The sequence below is a fragment of the Paenibacillus yonginensis genome (genome assembly GCF_001685395.1).
Taxonomy (GTDB): domain Bacteria; phylum Bacillota; class Bacilli; order Paenibacillales; family Paenibacillaceae; genus Fontibacillus; species Fontibacillus yonginensis.
Genome location: NZ_CP014167.1, coordinates 2378234 through 2393733, shown reverse-complemented (window position 1 = coordinate 2393733; position 15500 = coordinate 2378234). Strand labels below are relative to the sequence as shown.

The following is a 15500-nucleotide window of genomic DNA, read 5'->3' as shown; positions in this document are numbered from 1 at the left end:
TCCAAAATCGACAACAAGAACCGGGAGGGACTGCTGATGGCAAATGAACAGCAGCGGCCGGCGCAACTGCTGGACGGACAAGGGGATTTCGGGATCAGAGAGGTAATGATGCCCGATTTGGAGTCTACTTTTCGCGTTTTTGCAGCACATTTGCGAACCGTCAGCTCCGGCTGGACTTATCCGCTCCACAGTCATCCGCTCTTTGAAATCAATCTGCTGCTGGAAGGCCGGCAGCTGATCAGGGTAAACGGGCAGGATTACCAGCAGCAGCCGGGTGATTTGCTGATCTTTAGACCTGAAGATCTTCATGAAAGCCGGAATGACGGCGGTTCAGACATGACTTATTACTGTATTCATTTCGATACGGACGAACGGGAACTGAGGGAGCTGCTGTGCAGGGGAAGCCGGCGACATTTCTCCTCCGACAGCCTGCTGGCCCGAAACGCCCGTCCCAGCTTGAACCGTCTCATGGAGTTTGCTGGAGCGGACGACACACCGGGGAACGGAGAATACAAGCGGCTGCAGATTAAAATGAACACGCTTTCAGCTATGTTTGGTTTGTTTGCCGCATTAACCGAAGGATTTGCACATCCTCAGGAGATCCGCTCCGGAGATCTCCGGTCGAGCCGAATTGCCGAGGAAATTGCCGCTTTTCTGGAACGGTCGGTAGAACGAACGGCCGAGCAATCGGGGTTCGCTTTAGACGAAGGGGAGCTTAAAGAGACGGTGGCTTCCGCCATAACCGGCCTTGGCTACAGCCCTTCGGCCTGCACGAGAATGTTTCAGGAAATCTACGGCATCTCCCCGCGGCGTTACCTATCCCGGTTAAAGCTGAAGAAAGCCAAACTTCTGCTGATGCAGCCAGAGCTGTCCATTGAGCAGATTTCCTGCCGGCTGGGGTATGCGGACATCGCGCATTTCAGCCGTCAATTCAAACGTTGGACCGGGGAGTCGCCGGGGAAATTCAGAGCCAGGGTGCATATCTAAAGGGGCGAGCAGATGAAAAAAGCAAAAAAGATAGCCGGAAGACTGCAGCCGTTCAATACGCTTCGCAACCAGATTTTTATCGCTTTTTTTCTGGCTATGCTGATTATTCTCGGCATTGCGGGCGGCTTTACGTACAGCAAGGTTTCCTCCCTTCTCAAAAACAACGCGGAAAAACATATCAAACAAACTGCGGTTCAGGCCAGCGGCCGTCTGGATGCTTTAATGACGCAGGTAGACAGCTTGACTGCCCAGGTGGCCGGGAATCCTTTCGTACAGCAGCTGCTTCTCGATGAAGTGGACGGGCGGGCCGCGACCTTTAGCCAGCGGCAGTCGCTGCTTCAGGTTGCCAACAGCTATCAGGCCTATTCGCCGGGAGGCGAGTCGCTTGAATTGTACACCAACACCGGCAAGCTGCTGTTTCCATTGAAAGAGGGACAGCTGGATATCCGCGTGGATCCCCGTTATATCGAGGAAGCTGACAAACAAAAAGGCCGCCTGGTCTGGATCGGGATTGATCCGGAGAACAGCCAGTCCGTCTTGGCCATCCGCCGGGTCAATTTGTTTGAACGCTGGTTCTCGTCAGGCGGATACCTGATTGCCAGAATCCAGCGGGGGTATTTCCAGCTGAATGAACGGACCTCCGTGGACGACAGCGGGGAATCGATCCTGCTCGCCAATGACAGGGGTGAACTTCTCGGTATCGGGGATACAGCTTCGGGGACGGATTTGACTCCGCTGCTGAATACCCGGGAACAGACGGTCACCTTTCAGGGAGAGGATTATGTACTGGTCAAGCAATATTCGGAAGCGGCGAACTGGACGATCCTGATTTTGACCCCCGTGCAGTATGTGACGAAAGGGCTGTCGGTGCTGCGGACGGTTCTGCTTGCAGCGGGAGGATTGGGCGCGCTAGGCTTTTTGATTTTGTCTTTCGTTCTGTCGACGATGCTGACCAGACCGATTATTCATTTGATCAGGGCGATGCGCAAGTCGCGGCTGGGAGGGGTATTGATGCCAAACCCCGAGCCTGTCTCCACGACGATGGAGATGCGGGAACTCAACTATTCTTACAATGAGATGGTCCATCATATCAACCGGCTTATCCGGGTCGTATACGAGAAGGAAACGCTGCAGAGCCGAACCGAACTCAAGGCGCTGCAGGCCCAGATTAACCCGCATTTCCTGTTTAATACGCTGGAGGCTTTCAACTGGTCGCTGGTGGATAAAGGGGAAGAGGAGCTGGCCAGTCTGGTCGTCGCCATGTCCCGGCTGTTCCGGTACATCATCAGCAATCCGGAGAAAGATGAATGGGTGAGCGTCGCAGATGAATTTGAGCATGTGGAGCGTTATCTCAAAATTATGTCCATGCGGCTTGGCGAAAGGCTGGAATGGGAAATCGACCTTGCCCCCGAGGCAGCCCGGGTGCCTATTCCAAAGCTGCTGGTTCAGCCGATCGTAGAGAATGCGATCCGTTACGGTGTGGAGAGTAAAATCGGCAAAGGAAGGGTTCGTGTTAAAGGGAGTATGGCTGATAGCCAGGTGAAAATTGAAGTGGCCGATGACGGTCAGGGAATGAGCGGCGAAGAGTTGTCCGCGCTGCGCGAGGCCATTCGGACGGGCACCTCCCTGGCTTCGAACAGCACGGGGGTAGGGCTTGTCAACGTGGAGCGCCGGTTGAAATTATATTATAACAGCGGGAATCATGACGGCGGAGGCCTTCAAATCGATAGTGCTGCAGCCCAAGGAACAACGGTATCCTTTATTATTCCGTTAGACGGTCAGTTTTCAAGAGAAAGGGAGGAATAAGTGGTGGTCCGGACGATATTGATCGTAGATGATGAACCGGGAACCCGTCAGGGCATTCGGAAGACACTTGAGCTTTGGGCGGACGGACGCTACCGGATTGAAAGCGTCGCTAACGGGGTGGAAGCGGCGGAGTGGCTGGCGCATAATACCGCCCATCTGCTGATCACGGATGTACGGATGCCGGAGATCAGCGGCCTGGATTTGATCCGCTCGCTTGAAGACAGGCCGGATCGCCCGGCATCGGTTGTGATATCGGGGTATGCGGAATTTGAATATGTGCAGACCGCTTTGCGTTTCGGAACGGTAGGTTATTTGCTCAAGCCGATTGACAAGGATGAGCTGCTGGAGATCACCGAGCGTGCGCTGAAGCAGGAGGAAGAGCGGCACCGGGCGGAGAAGCTGGCAAAGCTGGTGGACCCAAAGCTGTTTGCCATGGAAGAGGAGGTTCTCCGGCCAAACGGCCCGGTGGGCGAAGTGATGGCTTATGTGGATGAACATTTGCAGGAGCATCTAACGATGGCAGACATGGCGGCTAAGGTGCATTTGAATGCCAGTTATTTCAGTGTTCTCTTTAAGGAACAGGCCGGCATAACGTTCAGTGAATACGTGACCCGCAGACGCATCCAACGTGCCAAGGAGCTGCTGACGCAAACCCGGCTGTCCGTCGGGGAAATCGCTGAGCAGGTGGGCTACAACACGGATAAATATTTTATTAAAGTGTTCAAGCAGCTTGAACAAATCAGCCCGAGCCGTTACCGGAATGAGATGGCCGCTCTTCAATAATAAAGAGGTTTTGTAGCTGGCATCAATCAATTGGGGGGATCCATGGTGTTTAGGAGAAAGGTGGTTTCCGGCCTGCTGCTGGTCCTGACCGTACTGCTCGTCTTGTCCGGATGCGAGAACAGCTCAAATCGTGCCGATACAGGCAATGGTATTTCTCCGTCAGGCGAAGACGGCGTGAAGCCGATTACGCTGAAGATGATGCATATTTGGCCGGAAAGCAGCTCAGCCCAGCAATATAAACTGGTCAGCCAAATTATTAAGCAATACGAGCAGGATAATCCGAATGTCACCATTGAACAGGAAGTATTTGAGAATGAGCAGTACAAAAACAAATTAAAAGTGTTGTCTGCCTCCAACGAACTTCCCGATGTAGGGATTACCTGGGCTGCAGGATTTATGGACCCCTATGTGAAGGGCGGCTTATTTGCCAGCCTGGATGACGTGCTGAACGGCCCCGAATTAAAAAATAAATTTTTCCCGGGTACGGTAGAGGCCTATTCCGTCGAAGGTAAAACCTACGCGCTGCCGATTGAGCTGAATATAACACCCGTTTATTACAACAAAGAAATATTTGCCCAATATAACCTGCAGGTTCCTACAACCTACGATGAATTCAAGCAGGTGGTGAAAACGCTGGCCGAGCACGGCGTAGCGCCTATTGCCCTCGGCAACAAAGACCGCTGGACAGGTTCGCTGTGGTACATGTACCTGGCCGACCGGATCGCAGGCAGCGACACACTGGCCAAAGCTATTGACGCTACCGGCACGTTTGAGGACGCGGGTCTTATCCAAGCGGCCAGGGAGATACAGAATCTGGTGGATATGAACGCCTTTAATAGAGGTTTCAACGGCTTGTCCAATGAAGAAGGCAAACAAGAGTTTATGGACGGCAAAGCGGCGATGTGTCTGATGGGGACCTGGGAAATCCCCAATTTCACGACAAACCCGGATGTTCCGCAGGAATTCAAAGACAAGGTAGGTTTCTTCAAATTCCCTACCGTAGAGGGCGGCAAAGGAGACATCAACAGCTGGGTAGGCGGGCCGGGTGCCGGGCTGTTCATAGCGGAGAACTCCAAGCTGAAAGAGGAAGCGAAGAAATTTGTATCTTATTTCGTAGCCAAATGGGGGGAGCAATCGGTTACGGATGCCGGCGTGATTCCGGCAACCAAAGTGGACCCCTCCAGCATGGATTTGCCGCAAATGTATGTCGATTTGCTTGGCGAGCTGAACAAAGCCAGCAATATTACATTGTTTGCCGACGTGCAAATGAAGCCGGACGCCGCTCAGGTTCATCTAAACATGATTCAAGCTTTGTTCGGCAAAGCCGTGACACCTGAAGAATTCGCGCTGAAGCATCAGGAAGCGGCGCAGAAAAACAAATAGGCTTAAATAGGGGCCTTATCTGATTAAGAGCAGGGAGCAGATGATAAATGAACAGCAGCAAAAAGATTGAAAAAACCGAAATTGTCGGAGATCGTATCCTCCTCCGCTATGCGAAGCAGGAGGATTTGGCCGATTATACAGCTTTCCTTGAGGATAAAGAAATGCTGTATTTGACCGGGTCGACTGCGGTATCCTTTACGCCTGAACAAAATGCGGCCTGGCTTGAGCGGATTGCTCAGCCCGGCAAGGATCGCGTTGATTTCATGATCGTTCCGAAGGACAGCGGCCGGTTGATTGGCGAAGTTGTGCTGAATGACATCGATTGGGACAACTCCAGTGCCAACATCCGGATCGCGATTGGCCAAGCGCAAGCCCGCGGCAAGGGTTATGGGCAGGAAGCCATGAGACGGATGGTGGAATACGGATTTCGTGAGCTTGGCTTGCACCGGATTCATCTTGGCGTTTATTCCTTTAATCCCAGGGCTCTCCACGTTTATGAGAAGATCGGCTTCAAGCATGAAGGCGTCGAGCGTGATGCGCTGTATCAGGACGGGAAATATCATGATATGATCCGGATGTCTATGTTAGAGCATGAGTTTAAAGCTTAATCCGTTTGGTTCAGAGGATAGTCGAAAGCCGGGGGAATATTCCCCCGGCTTCATGGTATGTGGGCGTATGGACAACTGCCGGCCTTTGCAGCTGAGGTGGAGCTGTTATTCAGATTTGGTCAAAACAAGCTCCAATTGGACCTTGATGTCATTTTCGGTGCTCAGTACAACTGTGTGCGGGTTGGTCATGCCAAAATCGCTGAAGGTGACCATGGTAGTTCCGGATAATAACAGCTGTCCGCCTTTGTACAAAGCCTGGGCATCAAAGGTGACTTCTTTCTCCATCCCACGAACCGTAAGGGTCCCGGTCATGGTGAACGGAACGGCGGTCCCGTCTGTCCATTCTTTCGGCAGGCCGTCAAAGGACTTGGCGGCAAAGGAAGCTTCCGGGTATTGGCCGGCATCAAAAAACTCAGCTCCGCGAATATGATCATCCCGCATTTTGTTGCCGGAATCGTTGGCCGTCATGTCAAGGGTGCCGATCGCGGTCATGGCGTCCGGGTTGTCCAACGCAACCTTCCAGCTGCCGCTTATTTTCTCGTTAACGAAGTTAACGGTCTCCCGAGAGGTGGTAACGGATAAATAAATTTTGGAACCGTCCGAAATCGACCATTCCCCATTTAATTGCTTCGCATCGACCACCTCGCCGCTTCCGGCTGTTGCCGCTGCATTTTCACCGTCAACCGAGGCGGCTTCTGCCGGAATGACGCTGCTGATATCTACGTTATTGCCCATATACGATTTTAGAAACGTGAAACCTCCAGCCAGGATTACAAAGACCAACGCGCCTGTCAGGACCATCCAGCTTCTTTTATTCATCTCTGGTTCCTCTCCTTTCTTTCCGTAGGGATCAGGATTTGATTTCTGAATTGTATCAAGGAAATATGTCGGGAATGTGTCGGACAGTCCGGGCTTGCCCTGCTCCGCTAAATGTGTAAAATAAAGCCTAACTTGCTTAAGAATGAAAGAAAGAAGTTAAGCGGCTGGTCAGAGGAGAGGTGAGGCGGGTTTGCAGAAACTGTTGATCGTCGAGGACGAGGAAGCGATTGCCCGGGTGCTGGGATCCTACTTGAAGAAAGCCGGGTTTGACGTTATAAGCTGCATGGACGGTATAACCGCGCTGCAAACCTTTCAAGGGGACACGTTTGATTTGGTATTGCTGGACATTATGCTTCCGGGAATCGATGGCTTTGAGCTGCTCGGACGGATTCGGGAGATCAGCGCTTGTCCGGTTATTATGCTGACGGCCCGCGATTTGATGGACGACAGGCTGGAGGGACTGAACAGCGGAGCCGATGATTATATGATCAAACCTTTTGTCCCGGACGAGGTGGTGGCAAGGGTCAAGGCCGTCCTGCGGCGGCGTCCGGTCTATGACGATGATCGGACCGGACGGCAGCATTTCGGGCACCTGTTGATTGACAGCAGGGCCAAACGGGTGTTTCTGCGGGGACAGGAGCTGGCGCTTAGTCCTCGGGATCTTGATGTGCTGCTCTTTCTGTCGTCCAGACCGAACCGGGTGTTTACCCGGGAGCAGCTGATCGAAGAAGTCTGGGGCTTCGACTATGAAGGGAGCGACCGGGCTGTGGATTTGTCGATTAAACGGCTGCGCAAGCTGCTGGCCGGATGGCCGCCGGAACAGGGGGAAATCCGGACATTAAGGGGAAGCGGGTATTCATTTTGCATAGAAAGCTGAAGGCTGAGGGCAAGCAGGTCTCGATTTTATCCTACTGGTCGCTGAGGTATCTTCTGATCTTGTTTATAGGCTGCACGATTATTGCTTTGGTGTCTATTTATTGGATCCGGGAAACGGCCCGGGACAACCGGCTGCAAACATCGGGGTTGTTTGTGATGGATGTTGCGGACCGGGTTACGGGGAAGGAAGGACTGGAAATTCCGCCGAAGCTCGATGAGCTGGTGGAGAACAGGCTGCGTTTCTTCAAGCTGGACCGGGATTTCTGTTTGATGGTTCTGGATCAGGACGACAAGCTCGTGTACAGCATGCCGAAGATTACGCAGCAGCAGATGGAAGAGAAATGGAACCCCGATACATGGGAATCCCGCCATTCGGAATATACCTCGGTGTCGGTTCCTATTATGAGCGGCGGCCAGGAGGTTGGCCGGGTTGCGCTCCTTCAGTCGGTCAAATCTTTGACGACAAGCAAATCTGTTATCGTTGTAATTGTCATCCTGCTGGTGACGTTCGGGTTGTCGGGCTGGCTGACGATTTATTTGCTTTCCAGCCGCCTTTCCCGTCCGCTCAAGCAAATTACCATGGCTGCAGGCCGCATCCGCAATGGAAACTATGAAATCGGCCATTTGCAAATGAATAGTCAGGAACGGGAAATTTCGGAGCTGGTCGGTTCGTTCCGCGAAATGGCATTTCGGCTAAAGCAGCTGGAAGAATGGAGAATGCTGTCGCTCGCAGGCGTCAGCCATGAGCTCAAAACGCCGGTGACCTCCATTAAGGGATTGATCCACGCCGTCAAAGACAAGGTGGTGGACGGAGAGGAAGCGGAGGAATTCCTGGAGCTGGCGCTGAAGGAAACGGGCCGATTGGAGCGCATGGTAGCAGACCTGCTGGATTATAATGCGCTGGCTGCTGGGAATGTCAGCGTCCGGAGCGACCGGGTTGAGCTGAAGGAGCTGCTTGCCGAGGTAGCCCGTCAGTGGAGGTTATTGGACGGACATCAGGCTGCGGACTTGAATCTTAAGCTTCCAGAAGAAGAAATTCATGTCATTGGGGACGCGCTGCGCATCCGGCAGATCGTGATCAATTTGCTGAACAACAGCTTTCAGGCGGCCCATCAGGAACGCAGGCTTGTCGTCAATGTTACGCTTGCAAGGGCCGAGCCGGAGCAAATCCGGATCGCCGTGCAGGACAACGGGATTGGAGTGAGCCGGGAGGATCTGCCGAATATCTTTGAGCGGTTCTACCGGGGGGAAAAGCGGACGGCTCGTCCAAGGGGACTGGGCCTTGGTTTGACCTACAGCCGTCTGCTCGCGGAGGCGATGGGCGGAGAGCTTGAACTGATCCGTTCGACGCAGGAAGGCAGTTTGTTTGCTTTAACGCTGTTCAAAGCTTAATCCGGGGCTGGTTTAGAAGCAGGGAAGGCGGCCGAGGCCGCCTACTTCTTTCTTTTTTGCATAATCATATAAACAGCCCAAATGATAATTACGATCAGAAGTATGTACATAAGGGGACAGAACTCCTTCATCTTTTTAAGCCAGTTTAACATAATGCAGGTTGCTTAAAAAGAGAAGGCGTTCCGGCGCTGGCGCTAGCCGGCTTCAGCCGGCGGTGTTTGCTTTATTGCATTCCCCTTGCTTTGCCCTTGGGCACGCTAATCATGGGCGGATGGAGACCCTGGTGCCTACAGGCACCAGTTCGGACAGCTGCAATACATCTTCGTTGTACATGCGGATACACCCGTGGGAGACAGACTTGCCGATGGAGGAAGGATCGTTAGTACCGTGAATGCCGTAATGGGGTTTGGACAGTCCCATCCAGAGCACCCCGAAGGGGCCGCCGGGATTGGATTGTTTGTTTACAATCGTATAATCCCCGTAGGGCGTTTGCGTAAGCATGGCGCCTGTGGCGACCGGAAATCCCCGGACGACGGTATCGTTATCAAGCAGGTAAAGCATGTGATCGGACAAATCGACGATAATTCGGTAATTAGGCATAGGAGAACTCCTTATATAGACCCCTGGTTCGGGGATGTGATATTATGGGCTTACGCTGAGGACACTGAGGATATAACAGTTTATGCAGTAGCCCTTGTTAGGTGTAATTGTTGAAGGAGATGAAAGGCATGGAGAAAGCGACTTTCGCCGGAGGCTGCTTCTGGTGTATGGTGACGCCGTTTGACGAGCTTCCGGGGATTCATGGCATTATATCAGGATATTCAGGCGGCAGCGTAGAGAATCCGACCTATGAGCAGGTGAAGAAAGGCGACACGGGACATTATGAAGTCGTCCAGATTACGTTTGATCCCGAACTGTTCCCTTATGAACGGCTGCTTGAGCTGTTCTGGCAGCAGATCGACCCGACGGATGACGGCGGACAATTTCATGACCGGGGTTCTCAATACCGGACGGCTATTTTTTATCATAATCAGAAGCAAAAAGAGCTGGCAGAGGTTTCCAAAGCGGCGGTGGCGGCCAGCGGCCGTTTTGATAAACCAATCGTGACGGAAATTCTGGCGGCTGCCCCTTTCTATGCGGCAGAGGACTACCATCAGGATTATCATAAGAAGAACACAAAGCATTACAAAGAAGACCGGGAGAAGTCCGGCCGTGATGAGTTTATTAATGAGCACTGGAAACATTAAGTCCGGAGTGAGCTTCGAACGGGCAGCAGCCCGCTAAAAACGAAGAGAGGTATTAGTGGAAAAAAGTTGTCCAAGCGCAGCAGGAGCTGCCGGGACAACTTTTTCTTTATTTTTCGAGAAAAAAATCGGCCGTTTATTTGAGCTTGAGGGATATTTGCTATAAAATAGTTAGTAAGAGAGCTTGAAATGATTAAAAAGGGGTTGCAAGGATGCCAGGAAAACACAGAAAATTATCTTTGAAAGAGATTATCGTACGGTTTATCTTTATTACGGCAGGTGCGATCCTCGCGGGTGTGGCGCTTGAAATATTTTTGGTTCCGAACAACATTATTGACGGCGGGATTACGGGTATTTCCATCATGCTCAACCAGCTGACCGAACTGCCGCTTGGTCTGTTCCTATTTGTGCTGAATCTTCCGTTTCTGATTATCGGGTACAAACAGGTAGGAAAAACGTTCGCATTCTCTTCCCTGTACGGGATTGTTGTTTTGTCCTTGACGACAACGTTTCTGCATCATGTTGAAGCATTCACGCAAGAAACCATTTTGGCGGTGCTGTTCGGCGGTCTGCTGCTGGGTCTTGGCGTAGGCCTGGTCCTTCGTTTCTCGGGTTCTACGGACGGAGCGGAAATATTGGCGATTCTGGTTTCCAAGAAAACCAATATGCCGGTTGGCCAGATTATTTTGATCACGAACGTGCTCATCTTTATTGTCGCCGGGTTCTATCTCGGCTGGGATTCCGCGATGTATTCGATCTTTACGTATTATATTGCCTCCAAAGTGATGGACATTGTTGTAGAAGGCCTGGACGAATCCAAATCGGTGACGATCATCTCCAAGGAATACGAAGAAATTTCCCAGGCGATTATGGACAGGCTCGGCCGGAGCACCACTTTTATGTATGCCCGAGGCGGTTATACAAAAGAAGATACTCAGGTCGTATATTGTGTAGTTTCCCGTCTGGAGCTGGCCAAACTGAAAGCGATTGTGACCGAAATTGACCGCAACGCGTTCTTGGCGGTTGAGCATGTATCGGACGTTTCAGGCGGCAATTTTGCCAAGAAAAGCATTCATTAATACGAAAATTAAAACGGATTTTAAGAAGCCTTGCCTCTGTATAGAGGTTAGGCTTTTTTTGCTGGGCTGGCTGTGAAGAAAGTAACAGCTTTACGGGAATAATAAGGTTCATGAAATATTTGCAAAAACAGTTGAAAACGGAAATGAATTAAGCAATAATATCAATTGCTTCAATTTATGTATGTCACTCGTAGTGTAAAGGATGATGATTAAATTATGTTTGGGAAAGTAAAGCGGCTTTTGATCGGCAGACCTATGAAGTCAGCAGAGCTTGAGGGTGAGAAGTTAAGCAAACTTAAAGCGCTCGCGATTTTATCCTCTGATGCGCTGTCTTCCGTCGCGTATGGTACTGAGCAAATTCTGCTGGTGCTGGTGGCGGCCGGGTTTATGGCCCTCTGGTATTCGCTTCCGATAGCCGTGGCGGTGCTCGCGCTGCTTGCCATTTTGATTACTTCTTACCGCCAGACCATCTTCGCTTATCCAAGCGGCGGGGGAGCTTATATCGTTGCCAAAGACAATTTGGGCAAAGCTCCGAGTCTGCTTGCGGGCGGATCGCTTCTGGTCGATTATATTTTGACGGTGGCCGTAAGTGCCTCGGCGGGAACGGATGCCATAACATCAGCTTTCCCATCCTTACACGAATACCGGGTTACCATTGCTTTGATTATGATTGTGTTCCTGACGATTCTGAATCTTCGCGGGGTTACCGAATCCGCTTCTATTTTGGCGGTGCCCATCTATCTGTTTGTCGTGGCGATCTTCGCGTTGATTATATGCGGAATCATCAAATATTTTACGGTGGGGGCTCCGGTTGCCCATGCCGAATTTGGCTCGGCCGTTTCGAATGTCAGTTTGTTCCTGCTGCTGAAAGCTTTCTGTTCAGGCTGTTCGGCTTTGACCGGCGTTGAAGCTGTATCCAATGCCATTCCAAACTTCAGAGATCCGGCACCTAAAAATGCGGCCAAAACGCTCATGATGATGGGACTTATTTTGGGCTCGATGTTTACTGGAATTACGCTGCTTGCTTATTGGTTCGGTATTGCGCCGGAAGCTAAATCAACGGTTGTTTCGCAGATTGCTGAAGCGACATTCGGCCGCGGCGCCATTTATTTTATTATCCAGGGCGTTACCGCGGTTATTCTGTTTCTGGCTGCGAATACGGCTTATTCGGCGTTCCCGCTGCTGGCGTTTATGCTGGCCAAAGATAAATTTATGCCGCATATGTTTATGGTGCGTGGTGACCGGTTAGGGTTCTCGAACGGGATTTTGTTCCTCAGCGTGCTTTCGGCTGTGCTGGTTATGGCCTTTCATGGAGACACCGAATCCTTGATTCCGCTTTATGCAGTCGGCGTGTTTATTCCTTTTACGCTCTCCCAAGCCGGGATGATGGTCAGATGGATCCGTCTTAAACCAAGCGGCTGGCTTGTCAAGCTGTTTATCAACACCGTCGGGATGCTGGTGACGCTTTCCATTACGCTGATCTTTATCTTTACCAAATTCCATCAGGTATGGATGGCCTTTATTTTTCTTCCTTTTGTCGTTTATTTGTTCTATAAAATCAGAAGTCACTATGACAACACGGCGGATCAGCTGCGGATCGATTTGGCCAAGGATAAGCCGATCACGAAAGGGAATACGGTTATTATTCCGATTTCCGGCATCACCCGGGTTGTGCTCAATACCGTCAGCTATGCCAAAACGTTGTCCAATAACGTAGTAGCCGTTTACATCGGCTTTGACGATGAATCGATTGCGAAGATGGAGCAGAAATGGGCGGAGTGGGACCCGGGCATCCGGCTGATTGTCCTGAAGTCCAGATACCGCAGCATCATGCGTCCGCTGTATAAATTCATTCAAACGGTGGAGTGGAAAATGGCGGCGGAGGATCATGTCACAATCCTGATTCCGCAGTTTATTACGAAGCATTGGTGGGAGAACGTGCTTCACAACCAAACCAGTATCATGATGCGTGCTTTCTTTATCCGCAACAAAGAAGTCATTGTAACGACCGTGCCGTTCCATTTGGATAAATAAACCTATAAAATAGCTGCGGAGCTGGGGCTCCGCAGCTATTTTTGTGGTACGCCCAGCATGGGCGTCATCTTTAGGGTGAAAGTCCCGAATGGGGGCTGGCGAGCGCCTACCATTAGCCAAGGGCAAGGGTGTCCATCGTGAGGTGGAATCTGAAGGAAGCCGGAGGCAAAAGCACGAGCCAAGGTACACGAACTGGATTTGAGGCAGGAGCAGTCGGATGAGTTGCCCATACACAACGAAATCCAAAGCCGCCAAGGGCTAATCCTGTAGACTCCAGTGGTTGCGGGCGGAAAGATGACGTTCTTATCTGGGGAGGCCTGCCGGATAGGCAAGAAAAAAAAACTTGTAACCGTAGCCGAGAGGCTACGCTGAACCGGCAGGAGTCAGCAGAGGCCATAGTACGTAAGCTGTTGCAACAGCCTACGGAAGGGCTGAACCGAAAGGAGAGAGGAAACCGATGCGTTCGTACGAAGAGCAACGACAGCAGAATATCTCGCCAGAGAGCTTGCGGCAAAGAGAAGCGGTGAAGCCGCCAGGGTATGCCGGAGCGCGGAGTTCTTTGTCGGCACAAGTCGCCCCTTCCTCTCGCGAAGCAAAGAACAACTTGCTGGAGCGAATGCTCGAAGGAGATAACCTTCGGCTCGCCTATAAACGAGTGGTAGAGAACGGAGGAGCGCCCGGTGTGGACCAAGTAACGGTAGCGAATCTACAAGCTTACTTGAAAACACACTGGGAATCGGCGAAAGCTAAACTTCTAGCAGGTACCTACAGACCTGCGCCAGTCAAACGGGTGGAAATCCCCAAACCCGGAGGCGGTGTACGGCTGTTAGGCATCCCGACCGTGATGGACCGCTTTCTCCAGCAAGCCCTTTTACAAGTCATGAACCCGATCTTTGACACGCAATTCTCGTGGTATAGCTATGGCTTTCGACCGGGAAAGAGTGCCCACGACGCCGTGAAACAAGCCCAAAGATATATCCAAAGCGGCCTGAGATGGGTCGTGGATCTCGATCTGGAGAAATTCTTTGACCGGGTAAACCACGACATACTGATGGCAAGAGTGGCGCGGAAAGTGGAGGACAAAAGAGTGCTGACACTGATCCGTGCCTACCTGAACGCTGGAGTGATGGTAGATGGAAAGCTGGAGCGCAGCCGAGAAGGAACGCCGCAGGGTGGGCCCCTGAGTCCGCTTTTAGCGAACATATTGCTGGATGACTTGGACAAGGAGCTAATGGAACGAGGACTGCGATTTGTCCGCTATGCGGACGACTGCAACATCTTCGTCGCCAGCAAACGTGCGGGCGAACGCGTCATGGAGTCGGTAACACGCTTTGTAGAAGGAAAGCTGAAACTGAAAGTGAATCGAGAGAAAAGTGCGGTAGACCGCCCGTGGAACCGAAAGTTCCTCGGCTTTAGTTTCCTGAGGGACAAGAAAGCGACAATTTGTTTAGCCCCACAAACCATCTCGCGATTCAAGGAGAAGGTACGGGAGCTGACGAGCCGAACGCGGTCGATGTCCATGGAAAACAGGATTATGCAATTAAACCGCTACCTCATCGGCTGGATTGGATATTTCCGAATCGCATCGGCGAAGAGCCACTGTGAAAGATTCGACCAATGGATTCGCAGGAGATTACGCATGTGCCTCTGGAAACAGTGGAAACGGGTGGGAACCCGAATCCGCGAACTGCGAAATCTAGGCGTTCCAGAGTGGGCTTGCTTTGCGATGGGCAACTCTAGACGAGGTGCATGGGAAATGTCCCGAAACACAAACAACGCCCTTCCGACTTCCTACTGGGAAGCGAAAGGGCTGAAAAGTTTGCTTTCTCGTTATTTGGAGCTTTGTTAACCTTTTGGAACCGCCGTATGCGGACCCGCATGTACGGTGGTGTGAGAGGACGGGGGTTAGTCACCCCCTCCTACTCGATCGTGATATTATATGGATTCAGATTCGGATCAGATTCAGATTCTGGGGATTAATCGGCTGCATTTGTATCCGGCTTGTCTTGTGTGCCGTTTGCCGCATCCGTCTCTCCCGGTTTAGTACCGGTAGCGTCTTTCTGGATTTCATCCATGATCCCTCCGACAATGTCGTCGATCTGATCGGTAGGGGCCTGCCGGTCGGAGTCAACGGGAGGAAGGGAGTTAAAGCCCGGTTCACGGTCTTGGAGCGGTTTGGATTTAGCCATGCTGCATCTCCTCGCTTTCTTTAGAGTGTGGGGTGGGGGATTATTGTTACGGTAACCGCTGCGGCGGCTCTTGAAACGTTCATCAGGAAAGGGACGGAAGAACGGAAGCGATCTTCGCTTCTTTTCTTACGGTCCTTTGGCCTGTGCAGTGATTTTTTAAAGAACGGCGGGCATTCACCCAATCGGCTTCTCCGCTCAAGGCATATGGTGTGGTATATCCACAAATCAAAGGAGGAATTCAAATGGGCGGCGTTGTAGGCGGAGCAGGTTGCGGACCCGTTGGACCAGGAGCATTCTGGA

General features: G+C 51.7%; 14 protein-coding genes. 11 read left to right on the top strand and 3 right to left on the bottom strand.

Going from position 1 to position 15500, the window contains the following annotated elements:
* Nucleotides 1-36: 36 nt before the first annotated feature.
* Genes AWM70_RS11045 through AWM70_RS11025 form a run of 5 tightly spaced genes read left to right on the top strand, consistent with a single transcriptional unit; the run spans nucleotide 37 to nucleotide 5567 of the window.
* Nucleotides 37-987, top strand: coding sequence for an AraC family transcriptional regulator (locus AWM70_RS11045; RefSeq protein WP_083180241.1), 951 nt, complete (start codon nucleotides 37-39; stop codon nucleotides 985-987).
* A gap of 12 nt (nucleotides 988-999) precedes the next feature.
* The gene (locus AWM70_RS11040) at nucleotides 1000-2793 is read left to right on the top strand and encodes a cache domain-containing sensor histidine kinase (RefSeq protein ID WP_068696365.1); all 1794 of its coding nucleotides are present in this window, start codon (nucleotides 1000-1002) and stop codon (nucleotides 2791-2793) included.
* A gap of 3 nt (nucleotides 2794-2796) precedes the next feature.
* Nucleotides 2797-3576 carry a response regulator transcription factor gene (locus AWM70_RS11035; protein ID WP_237167885.1) on the top strand — a complete coding sequence of 260 codons (780 nt, stop codon included), beginning with the start codon at nucleotides 2797-2799 and terminating at the stop codon, nucleotides 3574-3576.
* A 42-nt stretch (nucleotides 3577-3618) separates the two neighbouring features.
* Nucleotides 3619-4959, top strand: coding sequence for an extracellular solute-binding protein (locus AWM70_RS11030; RefSeq protein WP_068696361.1), 1341 nt, complete (start codon nucleotides 3619-3621; stop codon nucleotides 4957-4959).
* Nucleotides 4960-5006: 47 nt separating this feature from the next.
* A complete protein-coding gene (locus AWM70_RS11025) occupies nucleotides 5007-5567 on the top strand; it encodes a GNAT family N-acetyltransferase (RefSeq protein ID WP_068696359.1) in 561 nt (186 codons plus the stop codon).
* 105 nt (nucleotides 5568-5672) lie between these two features.
* On the opposite strand, the gene AWM70_RS11020 is transcribed toward AWM70_RS11025, so the two are convergent.
* Complete coding sequence (locus tag AWM70_RS11020; RefSeq protein ID WP_068696358.1) at nucleotides 5673-6386, bottom strand: YceI family protein; 714 nt, start codon at nucleotides 6384-6386, stop codon at nucleotides 5673-5675.
* 190 nt (nucleotides 6387-6576) lie between these two features.
* Between AWM70_RS11020 and AWM70_RS11015 the strand changes: the two genes are divergently transcribed.
* Both AWM70_RS11015 and AWM70_RS11010 read left to right on the top strand, forming a co-directional pair.
* Nucleotides 6577-7263 carry a response regulator transcription factor gene (locus tag AWM70_RS11015; protein ID WP_068696356.1) on the top strand — a complete coding sequence of 229 codons (687 nt, stop codon included), beginning with the start codon at nucleotides 6577-6579 and terminating at the stop codon, nucleotides 7261-7263.
* Nucleotides 7248-8654 carry a HAMP domain-containing sensor histidine kinase gene (locus AWM70_RS11010; RefSeq protein ID WP_068696355.1) on the top strand — a complete coding sequence of 469 codons (1407 nt, stop codon included), beginning with the start codon at nucleotides 7248-7250 and terminating at the stop codon, nucleotides 8652-8654. The genes AWM70_RS11015 and AWM70_RS11010 overlap by 16 nt, the downstream gene beginning before the upstream one ends.
* 261 nt (nucleotides 8655-8915) lie before the next feature.
* Here the strand turns inward: AWM70_RS11010 and AWM70_RS11005 are convergent, their stop codons facing one another.
* On the bottom strand, nucleotides 8916-9254 hold the full coding sequence (locus AWM70_RS11005) for a L,D-transpeptidase (RefSeq protein WP_068696354.1): 339 nt from the start codon (nucleotides 9252-9254) through the stop codon (nucleotides 8916-8918).
* 128 nt (nucleotides 9255-9382) lie between these two features.
* On the opposite strand from AWM70_RS11005, the gene msrA reads away from it, so the two are divergent.
* The 4 genes from msrA to ltrA all read left to right on the top strand — a co-directional run bounded on the left by msrA (nucleotide 9383) and on the right by ltrA (nucleotide 14860).
* Nucleotides 9383-9901: a peptide-methionine (S)-S-oxide reductase MsrA gene (msrA, locus tag AWM70_RS11000; RefSeq protein ID WP_068696353.1), complete on the top strand. Its 519-nt coding sequence runs from the start codon at nucleotides 9383-9385 to the stop codon at nucleotides 9899-9901.
* 209 nt (nucleotides 9902-10110) lie between these two features.
* Entirely contained in the window at nucleotides 10111-10977 is an 867-nt protein-coding gene (locus AWM70_RS10995) for a YitT family protein (protein ID WP_068696352.1), read from the top strand.
* Nucleotides 10978-11193: 216 nt separating this feature from the next.
* Complete coding sequence (locus AWM70_RS10990; RefSeq protein WP_068696351.1) at nucleotides 11194-13011, top strand: APC family permease; 1818 nt, start codon at nucleotides 11194-11196, stop codon at nucleotides 13009-13011.
* 457 nt (nucleotides 13012-13468) lie between these two features.
* Entirely contained in the window at nucleotides 13469-14860 is a 1392-nt protein-coding gene (gene ltrA / locus AWM70_RS10985) for a group II intron reverse transcriptase/maturase (protein WP_068696350.1), read from the top strand.
* Between the two features lie 127 nt (nucleotides 14861-14987).
* Here ltrA and AWM70_RS10980 read toward each other — a convergent pair whose 3' ends face one another.
* Nucleotides 14988-15200, bottom strand: coding sequence for a hypothetical protein (locus tag AWM70_RS10980; RefSeq protein WP_068696349.1), 213 nt, complete (start codon nucleotides 15198-15200; stop codon nucleotides 14988-14990).
* Nucleotides 15201-15500: the final 300 nt, after the last annotated feature.

What these genes read in the sequence shown, in the direction of transcription:
- msrA (WP_068696353.1), top strand. Translation starts at nt 9,383, where the DNA reads ATGGAGAAAGCGACTTTCGCCGGAGGCTGCTTCTGGTGTATGGTGACG.
- AWM70_RS11025 (WP_068696359.1), top strand. Translation starts at nt 5,007, where the DNA reads ATGAACAGCAGCAAAAAGATTGAAAAAACCGAAATTGTCGGAGATCGT.
- AWM70_RS11045 (WP_083180241.1), top strand. Translation starts at nt 37, where the DNA reads ATGGCAAATGAACAGCAGCGGCCGGCGCAACTGCTGGACGGACAAGGG.
- AWM70_RS11040 (WP_068696365.1), top strand. Translation starts at nt 1,000, where the DNA reads ATGAAAAAAGCAAAAAAGATAGCCGGAAGACTGCAGCCGTTCAATACG.
- AWM70_RS11005 (WP_068696354.1), bottom strand. Translation starts at nt 9,254, where the DNA reads ATGCCTAATTACCGAATTATCGTCGATTTGTCCGATCACATGCTTTAC.
- AWM70_RS11020 (WP_068696358.1), bottom strand. Translation starts at nt 6,386, where the DNA reads ATGAATAAAAGAAGCTGGATGGTCCTGACAGGCGCGTTGGTCTTTGTA.
- AWM70_RS10990 (WP_068696351.1), top strand. Translation starts at nt 11,194, where the DNA reads ATGTTTGGGAAAGTAAAGCGGCTTTTGATCGGCAGACCTATGAAGTCA.
- AWM70_RS10995 (WP_068696352.1), top strand. Translation starts at nt 10,111, where the DNA reads ATGCCAGGAAAACACAGAAAATTATCTTTGAAAGAGATTATCGTACGG.
- ltrA (WP_068696350.1), top strand. Translation starts at nt 13,469, where the DNA reads ATGCGTTCGTACGAAGAGCAACGACAGCAGAATATCTCGCCAGAGAGC.
- AWM70_RS11030 (WP_068696361.1), top strand. Translation starts at nt 3,619, where the DNA reads ATGGTGTTTAGGAGAAAGGTGGTTTCCGGCCTGCTGCTGGTCCTGACC.
- AWM70_RS10980 (WP_068696349.1), bottom strand. Translation starts at nt 15,200, where the DNA reads ATGGCTAAATCCAAACCGCTCCAAGACCGTGAACCGGGCTTTAACTCC.